The 21,425-nt window shown below is 27.8% G+C and carries 21 protein-coding genes; 10 read left to right on the top strand and 11 right to left on the bottom strand.

The genetic code is table 11. The features are described from left to right. Positions 1-21 precede the first annotated feature (21 nt). Complete coding sequence (locus tag ACH5BF_RS13560; protein WP_423274795.1) at positions 22-2,370, top strand: dynamin family protein; 2,349 nt, start codon at positions 22-24, stop codon at positions 2,368-2,370. Continuing rightward, positions 2,370-4,403 (top strand): dynamin family protein, encoded by a 2,034-nt coding sequence (locus tag ACH5BF_RS13565; protein WP_423274796.1) that lies wholly within the window; start codon positions 2,370-2,372, stop codon positions 4,401-4,403. Before ACH5BF_RS13560 ends, ACH5BF_RS13565 begins: the two co-directional genes overlap by 1 nt. A 7-nt stretch (positions 4,404-4,410) precedes the next feature. On the opposite strand, the gene ACH5BF_RS13570 is transcribed toward ACH5BF_RS13565, so the two are convergent. Next, positions 4,411-4,917: a GNAT family N-acetyltransferase gene (locus ACH5BF_RS13570; RefSeq protein ID WP_423274797.1), complete on the bottom strand. Its 507-nt coding sequence runs from the start codon at positions 4,915-4,917 to the stop codon at positions 4,411-4,413. Positions 4,918-4,978: 61 nt separating this feature from the next. Between ACH5BF_RS13570 and ACH5BF_RS13575 the strand changes: the two genes are divergently transcribed. Continuing rightward, complete coding sequence (locus tag ACH5BF_RS13575) at positions 4,979-5,470, top strand: M48 metallopeptidase family protein (protein WP_423274798.1); 492 nt, start codon at positions 4,979-4,981, stop codon at positions 5,468-5,470. 26 nt (positions 5,471-5,496) lie between these two features. Here ACH5BF_RS13575 and ACH5BF_RS13580 read toward each other — a convergent pair whose 3' ends face one another. Then, a complete protein-coding gene (locus ACH5BF_RS13580) occupies positions 5,497-7,071 on the bottom strand; it encodes a nitrite/sulfite reductase (protein ID WP_423274799.1) in 1,575 nt (524 codons plus the stop codon). A 386-nt stretch (positions 7,072-7,457) separates the two neighbouring features. Between ACH5BF_RS13580 and ACH5BF_RS13585 the strand changes: the two genes are divergently transcribed. Genes ACH5BF_RS13585 through ACH5BF_RS13595 form a run of 3 tightly spaced genes read left to right on the top strand, consistent with a single transcriptional unit; the run spans position 7,458 to position 8,673 of the window. Next, positions 7,458-7,691 carry a hypothetical protein gene (locus tag ACH5BF_RS13585; RefSeq protein ID WP_423274801.1) on the top strand — a complete coding sequence of 78 codons (234 nt, stop codon included), beginning with the start codon at positions 7,458-7,460 and terminating at the stop codon, positions 7,689-7,691. Positions 7,692-7,700: 9 nt separating this feature from the next. Further along, positions 7,701-8,456 (top strand): 2OG-Fe(II) oxygenase, encoded by a 756-nt coding sequence (locus tag ACH5BF_RS13590; protein ID WP_423274802.1) that lies wholly within the window; start codon positions 7,701-7,703, stop codon positions 8,454-8,456. A 10-nt stretch (positions 8,457-8,466) separates the two neighbouring features. Then, on the top strand, positions 8,467-8,673 hold the full coding sequence (locus ACH5BF_RS13595) for a hypothetical protein (protein WP_423274804.1): 207 nt from the start codon (positions 8,467-8,469) through the stop codon (positions 8,671-8,673). Between the two features lie 7 nt (positions 8,674-8,680). Here the strand turns inward: ACH5BF_RS13595 and gshB are convergent, their stop codons facing one another. Continuing rightward, positions 8,681-9,712 (bottom strand): glutathione synthase, encoded by a 1,032-nt coding sequence (gshB, locus tag ACH5BF_RS13600; RefSeq protein ID WP_423274805.1) that lies wholly within the window; start codon positions 9,710-9,712, stop codon positions 8,681-8,683. Positions 9,713-9,898: 186 nt separating this feature from the next. Here gshB and ACH5BF_RS13605 point away from each other — a divergent pair, with 186 nt between their 5' ends. Both ACH5BF_RS13605 and ACH5BF_RS13610 read left to right on the top strand, forming a co-directional pair. Next, positions 9,899-10,633 carry a phytanoyl-CoA dioxygenase family protein gene (locus ACH5BF_RS13605; protein ID WP_423274806.1) on the top strand — a complete coding sequence of 245 codons (735 nt, stop codon included), beginning with the start codon at positions 9,899-9,901 and terminating at the stop codon, positions 10,631-10,633. Then, a complete protein-coding gene (locus ACH5BF_RS13610; RefSeq protein WP_423274807.1) occupies positions 10,626-12,737 on the top strand; it encodes a Tex-like N-terminal domain-containing protein in 2,112 nt (703 codons plus the stop codon). The genes ACH5BF_RS13605 and ACH5BF_RS13610 overlap by 8 nt, the downstream gene beginning before the upstream one ends. Before the next feature lie 298 nt (positions 12,738-13,035). Here ACH5BF_RS13610 and ACH5BF_RS13615 read toward each other — a convergent pair whose 3' ends face one another. Beyond that, on the bottom strand, positions 13,036-13,422 hold the full coding sequence (locus tag ACH5BF_RS13615) for a RidA family protein (protein ID WP_423274808.1): 387 nt from the start codon (positions 13,420-13,422) through the stop codon (positions 13,036-13,038). A 148-nt stretch (positions 13,423-13,570) separates the two neighbouring features. Between ACH5BF_RS13615 and ACH5BF_RS13620 the strand changes: the two genes are divergently transcribed. Beyond that, positions 13,571-14,857, top strand: coding sequence for a methyl-accepting chemotaxis protein (locus ACH5BF_RS13620; RefSeq protein WP_423274809.1), 1,287 nt, complete (start codon positions 13,571-13,573; stop codon positions 14,855-14,857). An 8-nt stretch (positions 14,858-14,865) separates the two neighbouring features. On the opposite strand, the gene ACH5BF_RS13625 is transcribed toward ACH5BF_RS13620, so the two are convergent. From ACH5BF_RS13625 to ACH5BF_RS13655, 7 genes are read right to left on the bottom strand one after another with little or no spacing between them, the layout of a single operon-like run. Beyond that, a complete protein-coding gene (locus ACH5BF_RS13625; RefSeq protein ID WP_423274810.1) occupies positions 14,866-15,639 on the bottom strand; it encodes an NUDIX hydrolase in 774 nt (257 codons plus the stop codon). A gap of 30 nt (positions 15,640-15,669) precedes the next feature. Then, a complete protein-coding gene (locus tag ACH5BF_RS13630; RefSeq protein ID WP_423274811.1) occupies positions 15,670-16,284 on the bottom strand; it encodes a LysE/ArgO family amino acid transporter in 615 nt (204 codons plus the stop codon). Beyond that, positions 16,277-16,912 (bottom strand): MarC family protein, encoded by a 636-nt coding sequence (locus ACH5BF_RS13635; RefSeq protein ID WP_423274812.1) that lies wholly within the window; start codon positions 16,910-16,912, stop codon positions 16,277-16,279. The genes ACH5BF_RS13630 and ACH5BF_RS13635 overlap by 8 nt, the downstream gene beginning before the upstream one ends. Further along, the gene (locus ACH5BF_RS13640; protein WP_423274813.1) at positions 16,913-17,878 is read right to left on the bottom strand and encodes an amino acid ABC transporter permease; all 966 of its coding nucleotides are present in this window, start codon (positions 17,876-17,878) and stop codon (positions 16,913-16,915) included. It abuts the gene before it with no gap. Between the two features lie 3 nt (positions 17,879-17,881). Further along, on the bottom strand, positions 17,882-18,715 hold the full coding sequence (locus tag ACH5BF_RS13645) for a transporter substrate-binding domain-containing protein (RefSeq protein ID WP_423274814.1): 834 nt from the start codon (positions 18,713-18,715) through the stop codon (positions 17,882-17,884). 27 nt (positions 18,716-18,742) lie between these two features. Next, positions 18,743-19,561: a transporter substrate-binding domain-containing protein gene (locus ACH5BF_RS13650; RefSeq protein WP_423274815.1), complete on the bottom strand. Its 819-nt coding sequence runs from the start codon at positions 19,559-19,561 to the stop codon at positions 18,743-18,745. 30 nt (positions 19,562-19,591) lie between these two features. Next, positions 19,592-20,320: an amino acid ABC transporter ATP-binding protein gene (locus ACH5BF_RS13655; protein WP_423274822.1), complete on the bottom strand. Its 729-nt coding sequence runs from the start codon at positions 20,318-20,320 to the stop codon at positions 19,592-19,594. A 164-nt stretch (positions 20,321-20,484) separates the two neighbouring features. On the opposite strand from ACH5BF_RS13655, the gene ACH5BF_RS13660 reads away from it, so the two are divergent. Further along, positions 20,485-21,366, top strand: a complete 882-nt coding sequence (locus tag ACH5BF_RS13660) for a DMT family transporter (RefSeq protein WP_423274816.1) — start codon at positions 20,485-20,487, stop codon at positions 21,364-21,366. Positions 21,367-21,425: the final 59 nt, after the last annotated feature.

The raw sequence follows: 21,425 nt of genomic DNA on the forward strand, positions 1-21,425 counted from the left end.
TGTATTTTAGGGAGAGATATAATGAGCTTAGCAAATGACTACTTTTTACTTTATCATGGTATTACGTTTGAACAAAATTTAGATGTAGAACAAATTGATACTTTAATAGATGAAGAAACTTTTAGTATTTATGCCTTAATATTAAGTGCATCAAGAAAAGAGTATAAAAGATTTTTACCGTTAAAATCTTTTGAAAAACTATGTAATAAATTAAATGTAAAAACACCTACTAATATTGGTGAACTAAATCACTTACAACACAATATTATTGAAAATATTCAAGAAAATAAAGTTAAATCGTATATTCAAGTACTTCACAATTCTTTTGAACACTTAAATAATAATGGTGTAATTAACCAAGAAAACTATACTAAACTTAGTTCTTTATTTGATTATCAAGAATTAGATATGAATGAAAGTGATGAAAGTTTTAGTGATGAAGAAGAATTAGAATACAAATCTAGTTTCATCGAATTAAAATCTTCACTTGAAGATTTTATTGATGAACTTAAAAACAATACAAATAATAATGAAACAAAATCAGAGTTAGATGAATGCTATAACTATTTAAATAATCAAAAATTCTCAATTGGTATTACAGGTGTAATGAACGCTGGTAAATCTACAATGTTAAATGCTTTAATGGGTAGAGAGATTTTAGGGAGTGCTGTTGTACCTGAAACTGCTAACTTAACTATAGTAAAACATAACCCAAGTGAAAATGCAAAAGTATTCTACTGGAATAAAAATGAATGGGCAAGAATTGAAAATTCTGCACAAGAATTAGATTCTATGAAAGATTATGTAAATGAAACAAATAGAATTTTTGGTGATTCTTTAAAAGATTATATTAAAGAAGAATCAAGATATGACGAAGTTGATATAAATGATTTATCAAGCTACACATCAGCAGAAGCTAGTGGAAAAAAATGTAATTTAGTTAAGTATGTAGAACTAGGTTCAAATTTAGAATTTTTATCTGATGGAATAGAAATTGTTGATACTCCAGGTCTTGATGACCCTGTTATTCAAAGGGAAGAGATTACAAAAGAGTATATATCTCAATGTGATATGATGCTTCATTTAATGAATGTATCTCAAAGTGCTACACTAAAAGATGTTGAGTTTATTATCGATGCCCTACTTTATCAAAATATTTCAAAGCTTCTAATTGTAATTACAAGAGCTGATACTGTAACAAAAGAACAATTACAAGAAGTTATTGAATATACAAAGTCATCAATTCAAAGACAACTTAAAGCTCAAAATAAAGATTCTCAACTTGACTATATTCTAAAAACTATTAAGTTTATTCCAATTTCTGGGAAAATGGCATTATTACATAGAACAGGAAGAGAACAAGAAGCTTTAGATGCTGGATTTACAATAGAAGATACTGGTATATTAGAGATTGAGAATTACTTAAAAGAAACATTATTTGGTTCAAACTCACAAAAGAGTGAACTAATCGTTCAATCAGCAAAATCTCAATTAACAAAAAGTATTGAAAAACAAACTGCCGCATTAAACTATGAATTAAAACTTTTATCTAAATCAAAAGAAGAGTTAAATCTAGAATTAGAAGAGTTTAATAAGAAAAAAGCTGTAAATGAAAGAATATTTACAGCAATGAAAGAAGATATTAACTTCTATAAGAATGATGCAAAAAGCTATATTGATTCACTTGAGACATTCTTACAAAGTGAGTTAATAGACCTACAAAATGTTATAAAACAAAGGGTTATTTCAGATGTAAGATATTCATTTGAAAAGTTCAAAAAAAGACCTGAAAACTCAAGAATTAAAGTAATTGTTGAAACAGCAATTAAAGATGGAATTATTGATGTAATTAGAGATTATAGATATAAATTTATCAAAAAATCACAATCTATTGGTGAACAATGTGAACAAAAATATCATGATTTTGGATTCTCAATTGGTCATAAAAATGATAACTTTGATGCAAGAGGATTCTTCCAAGATGACTTTAAATCTGGTTTCCTAACATCAAACAATGAAGTATTAGTAAGTCAAATCGCACAAGCTGTATCTAAATCAAAAGAGAAAAAGCTAAATGAACTTGATAGAGAGATAGAAGGTTTTATAAAAGGACAATTTAAAGCTATTGAAGAAGATATAAAATCAAAAGCTAAAAAGGTTTCAAACCTTTTAATTGATTCTTTTTTCACTACATTAAATGCACCATTAAAAGCTTTTGAACAAAAACTAGAAAATGATGAAAAAATTCTACAAAATCAAATTGAGTCATTTGAAAAGAATGATGAAAATAGAGCTGAACTATCAATAGAGATTCATAAGAAAATGAAAAAACTAGATAATATTTTATCTAATGTTAAAGGACTACACTAATGAGTAAAGCAATAAATATTTTAGATAATTTTATTAATGAATTTAAAGATACTTATACTAAAAAAGAAGTAGTTTATGAAAGTGGAATTGTAGGAGAAATCAAAAAAGTACAAGATAAACTTCTTGATGAAAAATTCTTGCCATCAAGACAACTAGAAAGTATTTTAAATAAACAAATTAGAAGAGCTAGATATCCAATGGAAGTTGCAATTACTGGTCAATTTTCAGCAGGTAAATCAACTTTCCTAAATGCTTTACTATCAAGAAATATTCTTCCTACAGGTATTACACCAGTTACATCAAAAGTAAACTTTATCAATTATGGTGAAGAGTATAAACTTAAAATCACGTATTATTCAGGTGCAAATGAATATGCACCTATTGAAGCAATTGCAGATTTTACAGACCAAAGACAAGATGAAATGCAAGATATCAAGTATCTTACTTTATATGCACCTATGGATATTTTAAAAGAGATTTCTTTTGTGGATACGCCAGGTCTTAACTCTCAAAGTCAAAGTGATACCGATACAACAAGAAGAGTATTAAGAGATGTTGGTGGAATTATTTGGCTTACACTTATTGATAATGCTGGTAAAAAATCTGAAGCTGATATTTTAGATGAATATATGAGTCACTTTAAAGATAAAACTTTATGTGTACTAAACCAAAAAGATAAGTTTTCTCAAGAACAAATTGAAACAACAACTAACTATGTAAAAGAAAAGTTTTCTAAATATTTTGCACAAGTTACTCCAATATCAGCAAAAATGGCACTTGATTCAAGAGCACATCAAAAATCAGTACTAATTGAAAATAGTGTTGATAGGGTTTTAAAACAATTTAAAAGCGAGCTAAATGAAAACTTAGATTGTACATCACTTGAATTCTTTAGACAAAAGTATGATGAGTTCCAAAAAGAGATTAAAGAGATCAAATACCAAGATATTACATCAAATATGAAACTTCTTCATGATTCAAATATTCAAGAAGTTTTAGACTTTATTGAAAATACTATTAGACCTAAAGCACAAGAGTCAAAAGAGTATGCTATTAAAAAAGATTTAAAAGGTATTTGTAATATTTTAATTAAAGAGTATCAAACAATTATTGGTGTTTACGATGCTTTAAGTAATATACTAAAAAATTGTGAAGATAGTGTAATTGAAGCATTTGATAATATCCATAAAAAATACTCTAAAGAACTATTTACAATCTATAATTCACTAGAAGCTATTATGGAAAAAATGGCTCATGAAACATACAAAAATATAAAAAGAAAAAAAGCTTATAGATTTGAAGAATCAAAAGGTGGTTTCTTAAAATCAGAAAAAATTGAAAAAGTAGAGTATGAAACTTATTGGATTGACGCTGATAATATCTACAAAAACCTTTTCTATGATGATCAAATGATAGATAAAATGTTCAAAAGATCTATAAAACTTCTAAAGAATATAGAACTAAATACAGATGAAGCATTTAGAGAAGTATATAGAATCATTAAAAATGAAGTTGCTAAATGGCAAGAGCCTTATGAGCTTATTAGAAAACATAGAGAAATTGCATCTGATTTAGAGTTCTCAAATACAAGACACTTTGCTGCTAAAGTATATGAAAATGTATTAAGATCATACCATAGAGCTATTTTAGAGAATATTTCTGCTTTAAGAAAGAAGTTTGCATACTTTAATGGTGCTTTATCATACTCTTATATTCAAACAACTCAAGCAACTATTGCACACTTTGAACAACAAATTAGTGAATCAGAAGAGCTTTATAAAAAAGAACCTACAAGATTTGCTATTCAACATCCAAGAGAAGACCAGATTTTAACAAAATTAAAAGCTAATTTTGGATTTGAAAAAATTGAAGACTTTTTAACTTCAAAAAGAAACTACTTATATAAAATTGTTAAATACTCTAAAGAACAGTATTTAGAAATAAATAAAGATAGAATCAAATTTGTTAGAGAAAAAGAGAATCAGTACCACGAAAAAATAAATGATTTAGAAAAAATAAAAGAAGAAATCTAATCTTCTTTTATTCAAACTCTAAAGAGTAAATTACTCTTTTTCCTCTTATTTCGTCATATGAATCTTTTACAAACTTAAATCCTAGATTAGTTAATGCCTTATGAGAAGAGATATTTTCTTTTGCAGCTGCTGCTATGGCTCTACTTTTTCCTAAAGTTTTTATTTGCTGTATTTGCTCTATTCCTATCTCTTTTGCATAACCTTTACCCCAAGAGTTTTCTTCTAAAATAAAGCCTATTTCATAATCCTCTTCACCTAAATATTTACAAGGTAAAATACCTGCTAAACCTATTATATTTTTACTTGATTTTTCTTCTAAAACAGATAATCCAATTTTCTTATCAAAATTTCCTTTTGCTTTTAAAAACTCTTTTGTATCTTCTTTTGAAAATCCACTTGAACCAAAGGTATTTTCTACTACTTTTTTATTTGAAAATATCTTTTCATGTAAAATCTTAAAATCTTCTTCACACATAGTTCTTAATATCAATCTATTTGTATTTAGTATTTCCATTATTTTAATCTTTTTTCTTTTTTCCAATGGATTATAACAAACTTTTTAATATAATACTTTAATGAAATACTTAAAACACTACCCCAAGAATTTACAAGAACAAATACAAACCTTGTTAGAACAAAACAGACTTGATAAATATATAAAATCAAAATACCCTACAGCTCATTCTATTAAATCTGATAAAGCTTTGTACGAATATGTTAATGATTTAAAAAATCAATATTTTAAAAAATATCAATTATCAAAAGTTTTATATGATGGAAAAATAAATGTAATAAACAATGCTTTAGGTATGCATACATTTGTATCAAGAGTTCAAGGAAATAAGCTTAAAGCAAAAAATGAAATCAGAGTAGCTACCATATTTAAAAATGTACCTGAAAAATTTCTAGAAATGATTGTAGTTCATGAACTAGCTCATCTTAAAGAGAAAGAACACAACAAAGCTTTTTATAATTTATGTACTTTTATGATGCAGGATTATCATCAAGTGGAGTTTGATTTGAGAGTTTATCTTTTATATATGGATAAGTTTGGGAAACTTTACTAAGAAAATTAAATAGAAGGGAAAACCTTCTATTTATCTAATTCTACTACATTTAAATAGTCTTTAAATGTAGCTTGACCTAAGTTGTCAGCTTTATACGAAGATACTAAATCAGAGATAAAATCCACAACCTTAGTTGCTTCTACTTTAACACCTGATTTATGTGCTATTCTACTTCCTTTTTCACCTTGTAAGTGACCACCTAAAAGTACATCATAACCTTCAACTCTATTTCCTTCTTCATCTCTAACTTTAGTTCCAACTAAACCTATATCAGAAATTTGTGGTTGAGAACATCCATTTCCACATCCAGAAATAGCAATCATTACAGGTTCTTTAAAGTCTGGGTTTTTCTCTTCAAGTTCAACTACAACTTTCTTAGCATACTCTTTTGTTTCAGTAATACCAAATTTACAGAACTCTCTTCCTGTACATGATTGAAGTCTTGCTCTAAATACTGAAGGCTCATATGGGTACCCAAGTGCTGCAAATTCATCTGCTAAATCTTGTGCTACATCATCTTTAACACCATAAACAATAAAGTTTTGAGTTGAAGTTAAAGCAATACCACCTGCATTATATTTATTACAAATATCACTCATAGCTTTAAAGTCATCACCAGCAACTCTACCTGAGTTTGTTGCAAATCCAACATAAGACTCACCCTCTTGTTTTGCTTTATGAATACCAAAGTGATGTCTATCTTCCATTGGAGTTATTTTTGGTTCAACTAAACCTTCTTGTAAAGAGTAACCTAATCTAGTTTCAATCTCAGCTACAAACTTTTCTAATCCCCACTCATTAACTAAGTGTCTAACTCTTGCTTTATTTCTATTATGTCTATTTCCATGATCTCTAAAGATTTCAGCACATACAACTGCTACATCTTTTACTTGTTCTGGTTTTACATATCTATTTGCTCTATATGCAATTTGCTTAGATTTAGAAAGTCCACCAGCAACTGTTAAATCAAATAAAACTTCACCATTTTCATCTTTAAATGCTGTAAAAGCTACATCTTGGATTTCATGAGCTGCTGCATGTTTAGAACATCCAGAAACACCAATTTTATATTTTCTTGGGAAGTTACAGAATCTATCTTCATTCTCATCAAAATATGTATCAATCTCTTTTGCTATTGTACTTGCGTCAATAATTTCATCAGCATCAATTCCACCAACAGGAGAAGTCATAATAGGTCTTGGTCCATCACCTGAAGCCATTCTTGATGTTAAACCAACTGAATCTAATAACTCAAAAATTGCAGGAATATCTTTGATTTCAATAAAGTGAAATTGTACATTTTGTCTATCTGTAAAATCAACTAAACCTTGTGCATAATCTTGACCAATTTTAGCCATAACTTCTAATTGCTTAGCAGTCATTTTTGCATCAGTTAATTTGATTCTTTTCATAAAGTATGCTTTATCTTCTGTTTCCTCACCATTAATGTGTGGATACATACCATACCATTTTAAAAGTCCAATGTATTCATCTTTTAAAGGAACACCCTCTTGTGCTTCTTTAAACATATCATCTACAACTCTTAAAGGGTTTCTTGAAGCTTTTAACTGCTCTAAAGGTGATAACTCTTTTTCCGCCATCTTACTCTCCTGATTTATTTATGTTTTAACTTAATCTATCAAATTTTAATGTCATTATAGCTTCTTTTTCTAAAAAAGTCATTAACTTTAATCTTGATTAATTTAATCAAATATATTTATACTTACTAGATTTGTGTGCTTTTCAAGTATATTTAAACTTGATAAATTTAATTAGGTTTTATCATTTTTTATGATTTTTTTGCTTAATAAACTAATTTTTATAAACTTTCTAATATTTATTTTTTTCTCTGAAATAGCCTATTAATGGTACTTTAATTGGGCTAAAAATAGTTTAAGTTTCATTTCAGCTTTTTTCTGAGATTTCTGGTTTATAATTTCAATAGAACTAATAGATTCTTATTTTATATTAATTTGGAGAATGAAAATTGTCAATGGTATTTTTAGATAAATATATTGATGGTTATTTGATAGAAGACCCTATCATAGAAACAATATATGAAATAGTTTCAAACATTAAAAAAAAGAATTATGACATTGCATATCAACTTATGCAACAACATCAACTATCATTTGAAAACATAGTATCACGAACACAAAAATTAAAACTACTGGACATAACAAACTTTGCAGACTATGTAATAAAATATCTTAAAAACTAGAGTAAAAACATGCGAATTGAAAAAAACATATCTAAGATATTAGATACAAATAGTATTCAAATTAGTAATCATGTCTTCTGTTCTAAATTTCTGTTTGAAATGGAAATAGAGACAAAACTAATACCAAATACATACTATGATTATCCTTTTTTAATAATAGATGATTTTCTAACACAAGAAGAGTGTTTATTAATTAACAAAGATTTAAAAGAAAGCTCTGATTATGAAAAAGCAAAGTTAAAAACTTTGGAGAACTATCCAGATAGTCAACTAGATGAAGAAATCAGAAAAACAAATATTTATAAAATCAAAGATACTTATTTAGAGATATATAATCAAAGATTTAAAGAGAAACAAGCTGAAATTGAAAACTATTTTAATTTATGTTTAACAACAGCTTCAAAACTTCAAGCTTTAGAGTATTTAGAGGGCTCTTTTTATAGTATTCATAGTGATGATTCAAGTATGATTTACAATGAAAATGAACTTATAGGATTTAAAGCTGTTGCAAGAAATAGAAAACTTTCAACAGTTTTATTTACTACAACATATGATGAAAATATAAAAGATGATGTGCATTTCCACGGGGGAGAATTACTTTTCAATTATCTATATGATAAAAATGCGCAGAATGTAACTATTAAACCAAAAGCCGGTCAAATGGTACTTTTTCCAAGTAATCCATTTTTTTGTCATGAGGTAAAAAAAGTAAAAGATGGAAGACGTATATCTTTAGTGCAATGGCATGATGCAATTTTAAATTAAAGGAGTTGCAATGAGTATTAATCCAAGTGTAAGTATACAAGTTAAAAGTTTAATTGACCAAATTGTGTTTTTAATCACTTCAAAAAAGGATTATCAAGGTGCTGCAAATTTAATGATACAAAATAACTTAGATTTAAGTACATTGATAAGTTATACATATAAGCTAAGAGATAAAGATTTAGCTATATTAACAGATAAAATTCTATTGAGTAAGTAAAATTTACTTACTCTCTTAATTCGCTAAGTCTTTTTAATAAGTACTCAAGTTCAGCTCTTTTTTCGATTTTTTCATGAACTTTTTCTTCTATGAAATCAACTACATTTTTATGAAGTTTTAATTTTGAAAGCTTATTAATATTTGTAATTCCACCTGGATTTAAAACATTTACTTCTAAGATTTTATCTCCTATCATATCAAGTCCAGCAAAGAAAATACCATCAGAAGCTAGTTTTTTACCAACTTTTGAACAAATCTTTTTTTGAGATTCAGTTAATGTATATTTATGTGCTGTTCCACCTGTTTGGATATTAGCTCTATGTTCACCATCAGCTGGTTTTCTATGATATGCACCAATTGCTTTACCATTTAACATAATTACTCTTACATCACCATTTTCAGCTCCATGAATATACTCTTGTAAAATTACATAATTTTCACCAGAATCATCAATATAGAAATCTAATAATGAGTTGATATTTGAAGTGGCATTTTTTTCAAGAACAATAACACCTCTTCCACCTGAACCATCTAAAGGTTTTAATATCATTTTCTCTTCATCTGATTCTTCAATTATCTTTTTGATATATTTTTTACTACCTGATACATGAGTTTTTGGTAAATATGTATTTGTAGGATCATGGAATGTTGTAGTATAAAGTTTATTGTTTGCTTTTCTAATACCATCTACATCATTTATTATTAATGTTTCATTTTTTACTGAATCTAAAAAGTTGAAAACTAATGGTGAAATTGGAGGGTCTTTTCTAATCATAATACAATCAAAAGCATGAAGTGCTGTCAATTTAATATCATACGATATCTTTTTATAAAAAGCAGTAGCTGACTCTGGAATTTTTCCTTCAAATTTTAAATTTTTTGCAAAACCATGAACTATATTATTTCTTACAGTTAAATCATATGTATATAAAACAGAAACCTTATGACCTCTTTGCATACACTCTTTAATAACAGCAAGAGTTGAACTTTTTAATGGCTCAATATTAGCCCAATTTTCAATAATAAATGCAATATGCACTCTAATATCCTTATTTTAAATTAATGCAGATATTATACAATAAAATAGTACTTTTTGTGTGACAATCCTGTATAATTAGTTTTATATAACTTATTTATCTCTTTTAAAAAACTATTTTCAATAAATAAACAAATAAAAATCCTTTTTTGACTATAATACGAAAAAATTATCTATATAAGAGTATAAATGCAACTTACAGAACAACAATTAGAAGAGTTTAATGAAAATGGTTTTTTAATCATTAAAAACTTTGCAGATGAAAAACTTTGTAATGAGATTTTACAAAAAGCTAAAGAGCACTTAACAGCTAAACAAGCACCAATTGAAACAGAACAAGAGTATATGCAACTTGATGATGAAAATATTACAGTTAGAAGACTAAGACAAGTTTATGATAGAGAAGATATTTTTAAAGAGTGGATGACAAATGAAGATATAAGACCTATTTTAAAACAAGTACTAAATGATACTCCTGTTTTAACACTAGCTCATCATAACTCAATAATGACAAAACTTCCACACGAAAGTACAAGAACTTACTGGCACCAAGATAGAAGATACTGGCATTTTGAAGGTGACAATCTAGTGTCTGTATGGTTAAGTCTAGGTGATGAGTTTTTAGATAATGGTTTATTAGAGTTTATTCCAGGAAGTCATAAAATCAACTTCTGTAAAGAGTGTTTTGATGAAGACTCAAACTTCTTAGATGACCATGAAGAAAACAAAAAAATCATTGCAAAAAAAACGCATAAAAACCTAAAAAAAGGAGATGTAGTACTTTTTCACTGTAAAACACTTCACCATGCAAGTAAAAATAAAACAGATGAAGCAAAAATCTCTTTTGTATATACAGTAAGAGCTCAAAGTAACAAACCTTTAAAAGATACAAGAAGTGACTTCAAGGAAGTTGTACTTGACTAATGAATTAATTAAACTTATTGAAGAAAAAACAAACCTTAGTTCAAAATCTATCTCAAATATAATCAACCTTCTTGAAGAAGGTTGTACTATTCCATTTATTGCAAGATATAGAAAAGATTTTACAGGTGGAGCAACAGATGAAGAGCTTAGAATTTTTGAAGAAGTTTTTCAATACTCACAAAAGCTTTTATCTAGAAAAGAAGAGATAATAAACCTTTTAAAAGAGAAAAACTTTTTAAGTGAAAAGGTTCAAAAACAACTAGAAGAAGCTACAACACTTCAAGCTTTAGAAGATATATACACTCCATTTAAAGATAAAAAATCTTCAAGAACAAGCACTGCAATAGAAAATGGCTTAGAACCCTTAGCAAACATAATCCAGTGTTTAAAATATACAAATGATGAGATAAATCAAAAAGCAAAACAGTTTTTAAATAAAAATATAAAATCAATTGATGATGCAATACAAGGGGCAAAAGACATAATAGCTCAAAGATATGCAGATGATTTTAAATCAAAAGAGATTATTAGAAATATCATTTTAAACTGGGGAAGCTTAGAAATAAAAGAAGCAAAAGAGTTTGACAAAAATGGTGTTTATTCAAGTTTTGCAGGTCAAAATGAAAAAATAAAATATATCAAAGCCCATAGAACTCTTGCTATTTTAAGAGCTGTAAATGAAAAGCAACTTAACATAAAAGTTGATATTGATGAAAAACATATATTAGAAAATATCAAAAAATACAAAATCCCATCATGGGCAAGCAGTTCAAAAGATATAGTTTTTGAAGCCTATAAAGATGGACTTAAAAGACTTCTTCTTCCAAGTCTAAAAAGAGAAGCAATAGCAAATCTGAAAGATAAAGCAAACAAAGAAGCAATAGAGCTTTTTGGTAAAAATCTAAAAGAATTACTTCAAACAGCACCACTTATAAACCAAGTGATTTTAGGAATGGATCCTGGATATAAAACGGGATGTAAACTAGCTGTAATAGATGAAAATGGACAATATTTAGACTCAAATGTAATATATCCTACAAAACCAAAAGAGGATATAACAAACTCTTCAAAAGTAGTATGTGAGCTAATAAAAAAACATAATATCACTGCAATAGCCATAGGAAATGGAACAGCTTCAAGAGAAACTGCCTCTTTTATAGCAAATCTAATAAAAGAAAAAAATTTAGATATTAACTATGCCATAGTTAGTGAAATAGGTGCTAGTGTATACTCAGCTTCAAAAATAGCAATACAAGAGTATCCAAACCTAGATGTGACAATAAGAGGTGCTATTTCTATTGCACAAAGATTAAGAGACCCAATGGCTGCACTTGTAAAAATCGACCCCAAATCACTGGGTATTGGTCAATATCAACATGATATAAATCAAAAAGAGTTAAGCCAAAAGCTTGAAAATACAACAGTTGACCTAGTAAATAAAGTAGGAGTTGATTTAAACTCAGCTTCATATAAATTACTATCTTTTATCTCTGGAATTAGTGAAAAACTTGCAATAAACATAGTAGAACATAGAGATAAAATCAAAAAATTCACAAGTAAAAAAGAGCTTTTGAAAGTAAAAGGTATAGGTGAAAAAGCATATATCCAAGCAATAGGATTTCTAAGAATAAAAGATGGAAAATCTATCTTAGATAATACAGCAATTCACCCAGAAGATTATGAGTTAACTAAAAAACTACAAATATCTTATGATATAAATAGTATTATTGATTCACAAATAGAGCAAATATCAAAAGAACTAAAAACAACACCACTAAAACTAAAAGACATAATAGAAGAACTTAAAAAACCAGGGTTTGATATAAGAGAAAACTTCAACCAAGTACAGTTTGCAAGTGATGTAACTTCAATAGAAGAGTTAAAAGAAGGCTTTATCTTAAGTGGAATAGTAAGAAACATCACAGACTTCGGAGCTTTTGTAGATATAGGACTAAAAAACGATGCCCTACTTCATATCTCACAAATAAGTAATAAAAGAATAAATCATCCAAGTGAAGTTCTAAATATAAATCAGAACTTAGAAAAAGTAAAAGTTATAAGTGTTGATTTGGAGAAACAAAGAGTTGGGTTGAGTTTAAAATAAAGAAGAGTTATCTTCTTTATTTTAATTTTACTAGAAATGTCTTAGGTATATTTCTAATATTGTATTTAATAGTTTTATTATTTCTATAATTAGTTCTTGTTTCATTCTATATTCCTATTAATTAGACTTAATTAGAAATATCTTTAAAGTATATATCTTATTTAATATTCTATCAAAAACTGCTTTCTAATTTAACTATAATTATACAGTAATGATAAAATTTTACAAGATATAATAATTTTATAGTAAACTTTAATTTTGCTACTTTTTCTTTTAAAAAAGAAAAAGTAGTTATCTTCTAGTTTTTAAACGCTATCGCATCCACTTCAACTAAAACATTTTTAGGTAAAGTTTTTACTGCCACTGTAGCTCTTGCTGGTGCGTCATCTGCACCGAAGTATTCTGCGTAGATTTCATTGAAAGCTACAAAGTTATCCATATCAGATAAATAACAAGTTGTTTTTAAAACATTGTCAAAAGAAGAGTTTGCTTCTTCTAATACTGCTTTTAAATTTTCCATAACTTGTCTTGTTTGTGCTTGAACATCATCTCCTCCAACTAGTTCCATAGTTTTTGGGTCTAATGGAATTTGACCTGATAAAAATACTAGTTTTTCAAATGCTGTTGCTTGATTGTATGGTCCAATTGCTGATGGAGCATCATTTGTTGATATAATTTTTTTCATATAGATAATCCTTTAATTTTTTGTATTATACTTTATATAACTTTATATATTAAAATTTTATTACATAGAATAGTAAAATAATTTCTAAATGCTTTTTTTATGCTACCTTTTACAAGTACAATATTCAACTATTTCAATAAGGACAACTATGAATAAAAACCATCTATTAGCTTCAATAACTGCTATTACAACAATAATTGCACTTACTTTCTTAAATAAAAATCCAACTTACTTGATATACATAATTTCAAGTTTATCTATATTAATAATAATGGCTTTTAATTTTATAGGAAAAGAAAATAACAATAAAAAAACTACTGAAACAAATGAAGAAAATGAAAAAAACAGAATAGATAATATTTTTAATGAAGAAATTTTTGATGAAATACAAAAAGTAACTGAGCTTTCTAGTCAAGGTGAATATGATACAAGAATCACAAATACATCATCAAATGAAAAAATAAATATAATATCAAAAAATATAAATAATACACTAGATAGTTTTAGAAAAACTATTGACTCTTTAAACAATTTTATGGATAACTACAATAATAATAACTTTACTATTCAAATAGAAAATATTTATAGCAATGACTTAAAAGATATGATTGATGAAATAAATCAAGTTAATATAAAAATATCTCAGATGTTATTAAGTAGTTTAAAAAACAATACAAAACTTAGTAAGAACTCTGATATTTTAAAAGGGAATATTAATGCTCTAAGCAAAAGTGTAATACAACAAGCTGCCACACTAGAAGAAACAGCTTCTGCAATTGAACAAATAACTAGTACAATCATCAATAATAATTCAAATGTAAGTCAAATGATTCAATACTCTCAAGATTTAAATCAATCAATTAATAAGGGTTATCACAATGCAAAAGATAATGCTTCTATAATGGATGAAATAAATAATAAAACAAAATCAATTGAAGAAGCTATTGCAATTATTGATCAAATTGCTTTCCAAACAAATATTTTATCACTAAATGCAGCAGTAGAAGCAGCGACTGCTGGAGAAGCGGGTAAAGGTTTTGCTGTAGTAGCTCAAGAAGTTAGAAATCTAGCAACAAGAAGTGCTGAAGCAGCACATGAAATAAAAACATTAGTTGGGGATGCATCAGATGTAACAACAAGAGGGAAAAAAGCATCAGATGAGATGATAAATGAGTATGAGATAATAAATGAAAATATTGTAAAAACTAGAGATATTATGAATAATGTATTTGATTCATTAAAAGAGCAGAAAACTGGAATAGAACAAATAAACAATGCCGTTTCTCAAATAGATAAAGCAACGCAAGAAAATGCATCAAAAGCACAAGATACAATGAATATTGCAGATATAAATGATCAAATGGCTAAGAATATGGTTATTCACACTAACAAAACTAAATTCTTCGGAAGAGAAGAATTTAATTCTAATTCATAAGTATTAGCTTACTTTTCTAAAGGGAAAAACAGCTCAAAATCCCTTTTTATATGACAAAGTGTTTGATGATTTGCTAGTTTAAAACCTTGATACTCTAAAGCTGCCATAACTACTGCTTTTGAGTAAGCAAGTACTGTTTCATCTTCTAAATACTCTTCTATTTTAACCCATTTTGCATCAACTATTTCTTGAGTATCTTGTATATTTATTTCAAAAGATAAAGGCTTTGCTAAACACAGAACATACAAGTTTGATTTATGAAACTGATGTGGATAAAAATGTCCTAGTGAGATTATAGACTCAAACTCTACATCTATTCCTGTTTCTTCCTTAACCTCTCTTACACAAGCAGTTGAAATCATCTCACCATTATCTATATGACCACCTGGAAGTTTAAAACCAATATTTGAGATTTTCTCTTTTATTACTAAAAGCTCATTATTATCATTTATCACAACTGCTCCAACACCTAAAGTGTGATTTGCTGCTGTTGGAACTATGGCATTTTCTTTTAGTCTTTTCACAACTAAAACATAACCCTCATCACATGAGTGAAAGTAAAAACCTCTTTTAGTTGCTATTGGAATAAAATCAGACCTTTTTATATCTATATATATCCAAATTAGATTTCTTTTTTCAATTGTTTCTTCTATTAGATAGTCTAAATTTAATTCAAACTCTTCTTTGCAAGAAGGCAAATCTTTTGCATCAATTGTGATTCCATTATAGGGATCAAGAACAGTAGTAAAACAAGCTATTTTTTCAACGCTGGAGTTATTCATATTATCACCTTTTCAATGATAATATGATAACTAAAATGTAATTAAATCTATTAAAGAGTATGCTATTATAAGCATTAAAATACCAATAAGAATATCAAGTATTTTCCAAGTTATTGGCTTTTTAAATAAAGGTATTAAAGCTCTTGCTCCAAAACCTAAAAGAGTAAACCAAAAAGCCGAAGCACAAACAGCCCCAAGTAAAAAGTATAGTTTCATACTATCTTCAACATTTGCACCAATTCCACCTATTAGAAGAACTGTATCAAGATAAGTATGAGGGTTTAAGAAAGTAAAAACTAAAAGCATTGTAATTACTTTTTTTAAAGGGTTGGTTTTTACTTCATCATCTATTTTCATACTTTCATTTTTTAAAGCAGATTTAAAAGATAAAAGGGCATAAACACTTAAAAACACTATTCCAATAACTGCAATTGAGTTTATTAAAATTTGATTACCTTTTATAAAAAAACCAAGCCCTAAAACTCCAGCTGATATAAGTAAAAAATCTGATACAACACAGATTAGTACAGCTACCCATACATATTGTCTTAATAGTCCTAGTTTTAATACATAGGCATTTTGTGCTCCAATTGCAACTATTAAAGAGATAGTTACAATAAAACCTTTTAAAAATATATCAAGCACCCCAATAACCTTTTGCAAGATTTACTATTCCGCTTACTATAAACTGTACAGCAATAGCTCCAACTATTAATCCCATAAGTTTAGTAATAATATTTTGTCCAGTAAGTCCTAAATACTTTTTAATATAAATTGAGTTTTTTAAAATAAAATAGAATAAAACTGCATTTACTAAAAAAGCCAAAGTTATAGATACTAAATCTAAAAACGTATTAGCTTGATGCTTAAAAATGATAATAGTAGTAAAAAGCCCTGTACCAAAAGCAATAGGAATACCAATTGGTATAATTGCTAATTCTTCATCATCTTTTTGCTCTTCAATATTTCCATTATTTTTAGGTTTTGTAGGACCACTTACCATTGAAATAGCCATTAAGATAAGAACTAAACCACCCATAACTTTAAGTGAATTTTCATCAATTCCAAATAGTTTTAATATTGCTTCACCACTTATGATTACTACAAAAAATGCAATAACAATTGTAAGAGTTGATTTATATGCTACTTTAGAGATTTGTGTTTTTGTAATATTTGTACTCAATAAAGATAGTGCAATTGCACTAATCCCTATTGGGTCCATAATTGCGAAAAATGTGATTGATTGCTGTAAGAAAGTTGAGATAAGTTCCAATTAACTCATCCCACCTTTTGCTTTCATTTTTTTCTCTAGTCTATGTCCAATTAAACTTAGTATTGATGTAATACATAAATAAAGTACTGCAACAACTATCCATGTTTCAAATGGAGAGAAAGTATTTGCAACGATTTCTTTACCAACTTTTGTTAAATCTGTAATTGAGATTACAGAAACTAAAGATGAATCTTTAATAAGTGCAATCATTTCTCCAACAAGTGTTGGTAATGCTCTTTTAAAAGCTTGTGGTAAAATAATATATCTCATAGCTTGATACTTTGAAATACCAAGAGAATTAGCTGCTTCTAATTGACCTTTGTCAATTGATTGAATAGCCCCTCTTAAAATCTCTGCCATATAAGCACCAAAGAAAATACCAAGAGATAAAACCCCCGCAATAAATCTATCAAGTTCAAATATATTAGCAACTATAAAATAGAATAAGAAAATTTGAACAAGCAGAGGTGTTCCTCTAACAATTGTAATATAAACGGTCGCAATATCCCTTAAAAATACTAAAGATGATAACTTCATCATTGCTACAATAACACCTATTATAAAAGTAAGTATCGCTGCAAAGAATGATATTTTTAAAGTTACCCAAAGTCCATTTAAAATAGGTCCTGCTTTTGTTTCTGTTTTTGAAGCAACATAGTCGTATTGATAAACATCACTTCCTACTTCATAATCAAATGAAAAACTACTATCTAAGTTCGTAAGTTCTACTTTTTCACTACCTTCAATATAGTACTTTCCATCTTCTAATACTAGTTTTCCATCTATTGGAGCTTCTATACTTTTTGTTTCTTCATAAAGAAAATACTTTGGAACTGAATTCCACTTCCATACATAATTCATATTAGCCGCAGCTAAATAGAAAAAATACCCTACTGCAAGATAAAACGCTAGAGCAATAAAATGCCCTAGGTTTTTATTTTGTGTCCATGATTCTTTTTTTGCCATTTATTATTGAACTCTTTTTAGCCAGTCAGTGTCTTTTAGCCACTTTTGGTTTAATTTGTTGTAGAAATCTACTACCTTATCTTCTTTTACTTGTCTTAAGAAATTATTTAACCAGTTTAAGAAGTCTGGATCACCCTTTCTAATAGCCCAACCTAATGGCTCATAAGTTAAAGGTGTATCAAGGTGAATTAATTTACCTTTACCCTTATCACTCATAAATAGAATATTATAAGGTTGATCATAAACGATCGCATCTGCTTTACCATTTAAAACTTCACTTGCTGCATCAGCTTCTGTTTCAAATGTAATAATTTTTGCATTTTTAAAGAACTTTCTTGTTGCAACTTCACCTGTAACACCAAGTTTAGTTACTACTGTATACTCAGGTTTATCTAAATCTTTTGCAGATTTAATTTTACCTTCTAACTCTTTTTTCATCATAATTGTTTGACCTACAACTACGTATGGGTCAGCAAAATTGATTTTTAAGTTTCTTTGTTGAGTAATAGTCATACCAGACATGATAATATCACATTTACCAGTTACTAGTGCTGCAATAATTCCATCCCAAGCAGTTGGCTTAAGGCTTAATTTAACACCCATTTCCTTAGCCATTCTCTTTGCCATATCAACATCATAACCTATGATTTTTCCTCTTTTATCTTTCATCTCAAAAGGCATGTATCCAGGTTCTAAACAAACCTGTAACTCACCTCTTTGAAGAATCTGATTTAGTGTAGATTTTTTCCATAAATTAATATCATCAGCAAGTGAATTAACCCCCGATAATGCACTAATTGCAAAGATTGCAACAAACAGTTTCTTAATACTTTTCATCTTCTCTCTCCTTAATTTAAGATTGACTTACTGTACTCTTTGAAGCCATTTTGTATCTACAAACCATTTTTCATATAGTTTTTCATGTAGATTTATTACTTTGTCCTCTTTAATTTGTCTTAAAAAGTTATTTAACCAGTTTAAAAAATCTGGGTCACCTTTTCTAATAGCAAATGCTAAAGGCTCATAAGTTAAAGGTTTATCCATATGAATTAATGAATCTTTACCTTTTCCATCCATAAATACAGTATTGTATGGTTGGTCATTTACAAAAGCAGCTGCTCTTCCACTTAACACTTCAGATACTGCTTCACTCTCAGTTTCAAATGTAACAACTTTCGCATTTTTGAAAAACTTTCTTGCAGCAATTTCCCCTGTTTGACCTAAAACAGCTGTAATTGTATATTTTGCGTTATCTAAATCTTTAGAAGTTTTAATTTCATTTTGATAGTTTTTATTTAATAAAACAGTTTGACCTACAACAATATAAGGGTCAGAAAAGTTAATTTTTAAGTTTCTTTGTTGAGTAATAGTCATACCCGAGATGATAATGTCATATTTATTAGTAAGTAAACCAGCAATAATTCCATCAAATGCTGTTTCTTCAATTTTTAGTTTTACACCCATTGCTTTTGCCATTGCTTTTGCAATGTCAACATCATAACCAATAATTCTTCCCTTTTTATCTTTCATTTCAAAAGGCATATATCCAGGCTCAAGTGCTACTACAAGTTCACCTTTTTGAACTATTTTATTTAATGTTGATTTTTTCCAAAGTTCAATATCATCAGCAAAAACTGAAGTTGATACTACTAATAAAAATAAAGCTACAATCTTTTTTATCATTCTTTTTTTCTTTCCTATTTTTTTAAATTTTTAGTGAACTAAAATTTCATTTAAGAACTTTTTAGCTCTTGGTGATTCTGGGTTTTTAAAGAACTCTTCTGGAGTATTCTCTTCAACAATAATTCCCTCATCCATAAATACAATTCTATCTCCAACTTCTTTTGCAAATCCCATTTCATGAGTTACACAAACTAAAGTGAAGTTTTCTTTAGCTAAATCTTTCATTACTGATAATACATCACCAATTGTTTCAGGGTCAAGGGCAGATGTAGGCTCATCAAATAAAATAACTTTAGGTTTCATAGCTAAACTTCTTGCGATTGCAACTCTTTGTTTTTGACCACCTGATAAATCAGCTGGGTAAGAGTTTGCTTTATGCTCAAGTTTTACTTTCTCAAGAAGTCCCATAGCTATTTTAGAAGCTTCAGCACTAGACATGTTTTTTACAAGTGTAGGTGCAATTGTAATGTTTTCTAAAATTGTTAAATGAGGGAATAAATTAAAGTGTTGGAATACCATTCCAACTTCACTTCTAATCTCTTTTAAGTTCTTTTTACTTCCATGAATATCAATATTATCAACAATAATTTCACCTGAATCTATCTCTTCAAGTCCGTTAATACATCTAATTAAAGTTGATTTACCTGATCCAGAAGGACCACAAACTACAACAATCTCACCTTGTTTTACACTAAAGTTAATGTTTTTTAAAACATGAAAATCATCATAGTATTTATCGATATTTGTCATTGAAATTATATTATTACTCATATACTCTCTCTTTTTTGATTGAAACTTAAATATTACTGAAAATAGTTTTAAAGTTACATTAAGTACATATTATATGCAAAAAACATGTGATTTATAAAAATAAATTGTATAAAAAGTGGTATAATCTTTTTTTTATTTTTTCAAGGATACTTATGACAAAATCAAAACTTTATGAGTATAGAGCAGACTTTTTACTTTTAACAGTTGCTATTGCATGGGGTGTAACCTTCTTGATGGTACAAGAAGCAATAAATCACACACCTGTATATGCATTCTTATTTTTTAGATTTGCCCTTGCTTCAATTTTAATGTTTTTTATTGCTTACAAATTTTTAAAGCACACAAATACTCAAACTGTAATTTATGGTATAACATTAGGAGTAGTACTATTTTCAGCTTTTGCTACACAAACTTTTGGACTAAGTTTTACAAAAAGTTCTATTGTGGCATTTATTACAGGGCTAAATGTTATTTGCGTTCCATTTTTAGCTTACTTTATTTTTAAAGACCATGTTAGGAAAAATGTATTTATAGCTTCACTTATAGCTGTTGTAGGTTTGTATTTACTTACAATGAGTGGTAGCTTGACTCTTGGAATTGGTGAGTTTCTTACTCTAATTTGTGCAGTACTTTTTGCTTTACATATTATATTTACAGGAAAGTTTTCTGTTAAATCAAATGTATTTGTTTTAGTTTTAGTGCAGTTTACAACTGTTGCTATTTTATCACTAATCTTTTCACTTTGTTTAGATGATAAAACTTTTGACTTACCTTATGACTATACTTTTTTTAAAGCCGTAATAGTTACAGCTGTATTTGCTACTGTATATGCATTTTTAATTCAAACATATATGCAACAATTTACAACAGCAACTAAAACTGCAGTTATTTTCACTATGGAGCCAGTAAGTGCAGCAATATATGGATATTTTGCGGGTGGTGAGATATTAACTCAAATTCAAATATTTGGAGCTGTGTTAATTATCGTAGCAACTTTGGTTGCAGAGTTACGATTCGGAAAAATAAACAAATAACATTTATGCTCTTTTAATGCGATATTTCTTTGCTACTATCTTTAAATTAAAAATTTAAG

The sequence above is a fragment of the Arcobacter pernae genome, from assembly GCF_049472135.1.
Classification (GTDB): Bacteria; Campylobacterota; Campylobacteria; order Campylobacterales; family Arcobacteraceae; genus Arcobacter_B.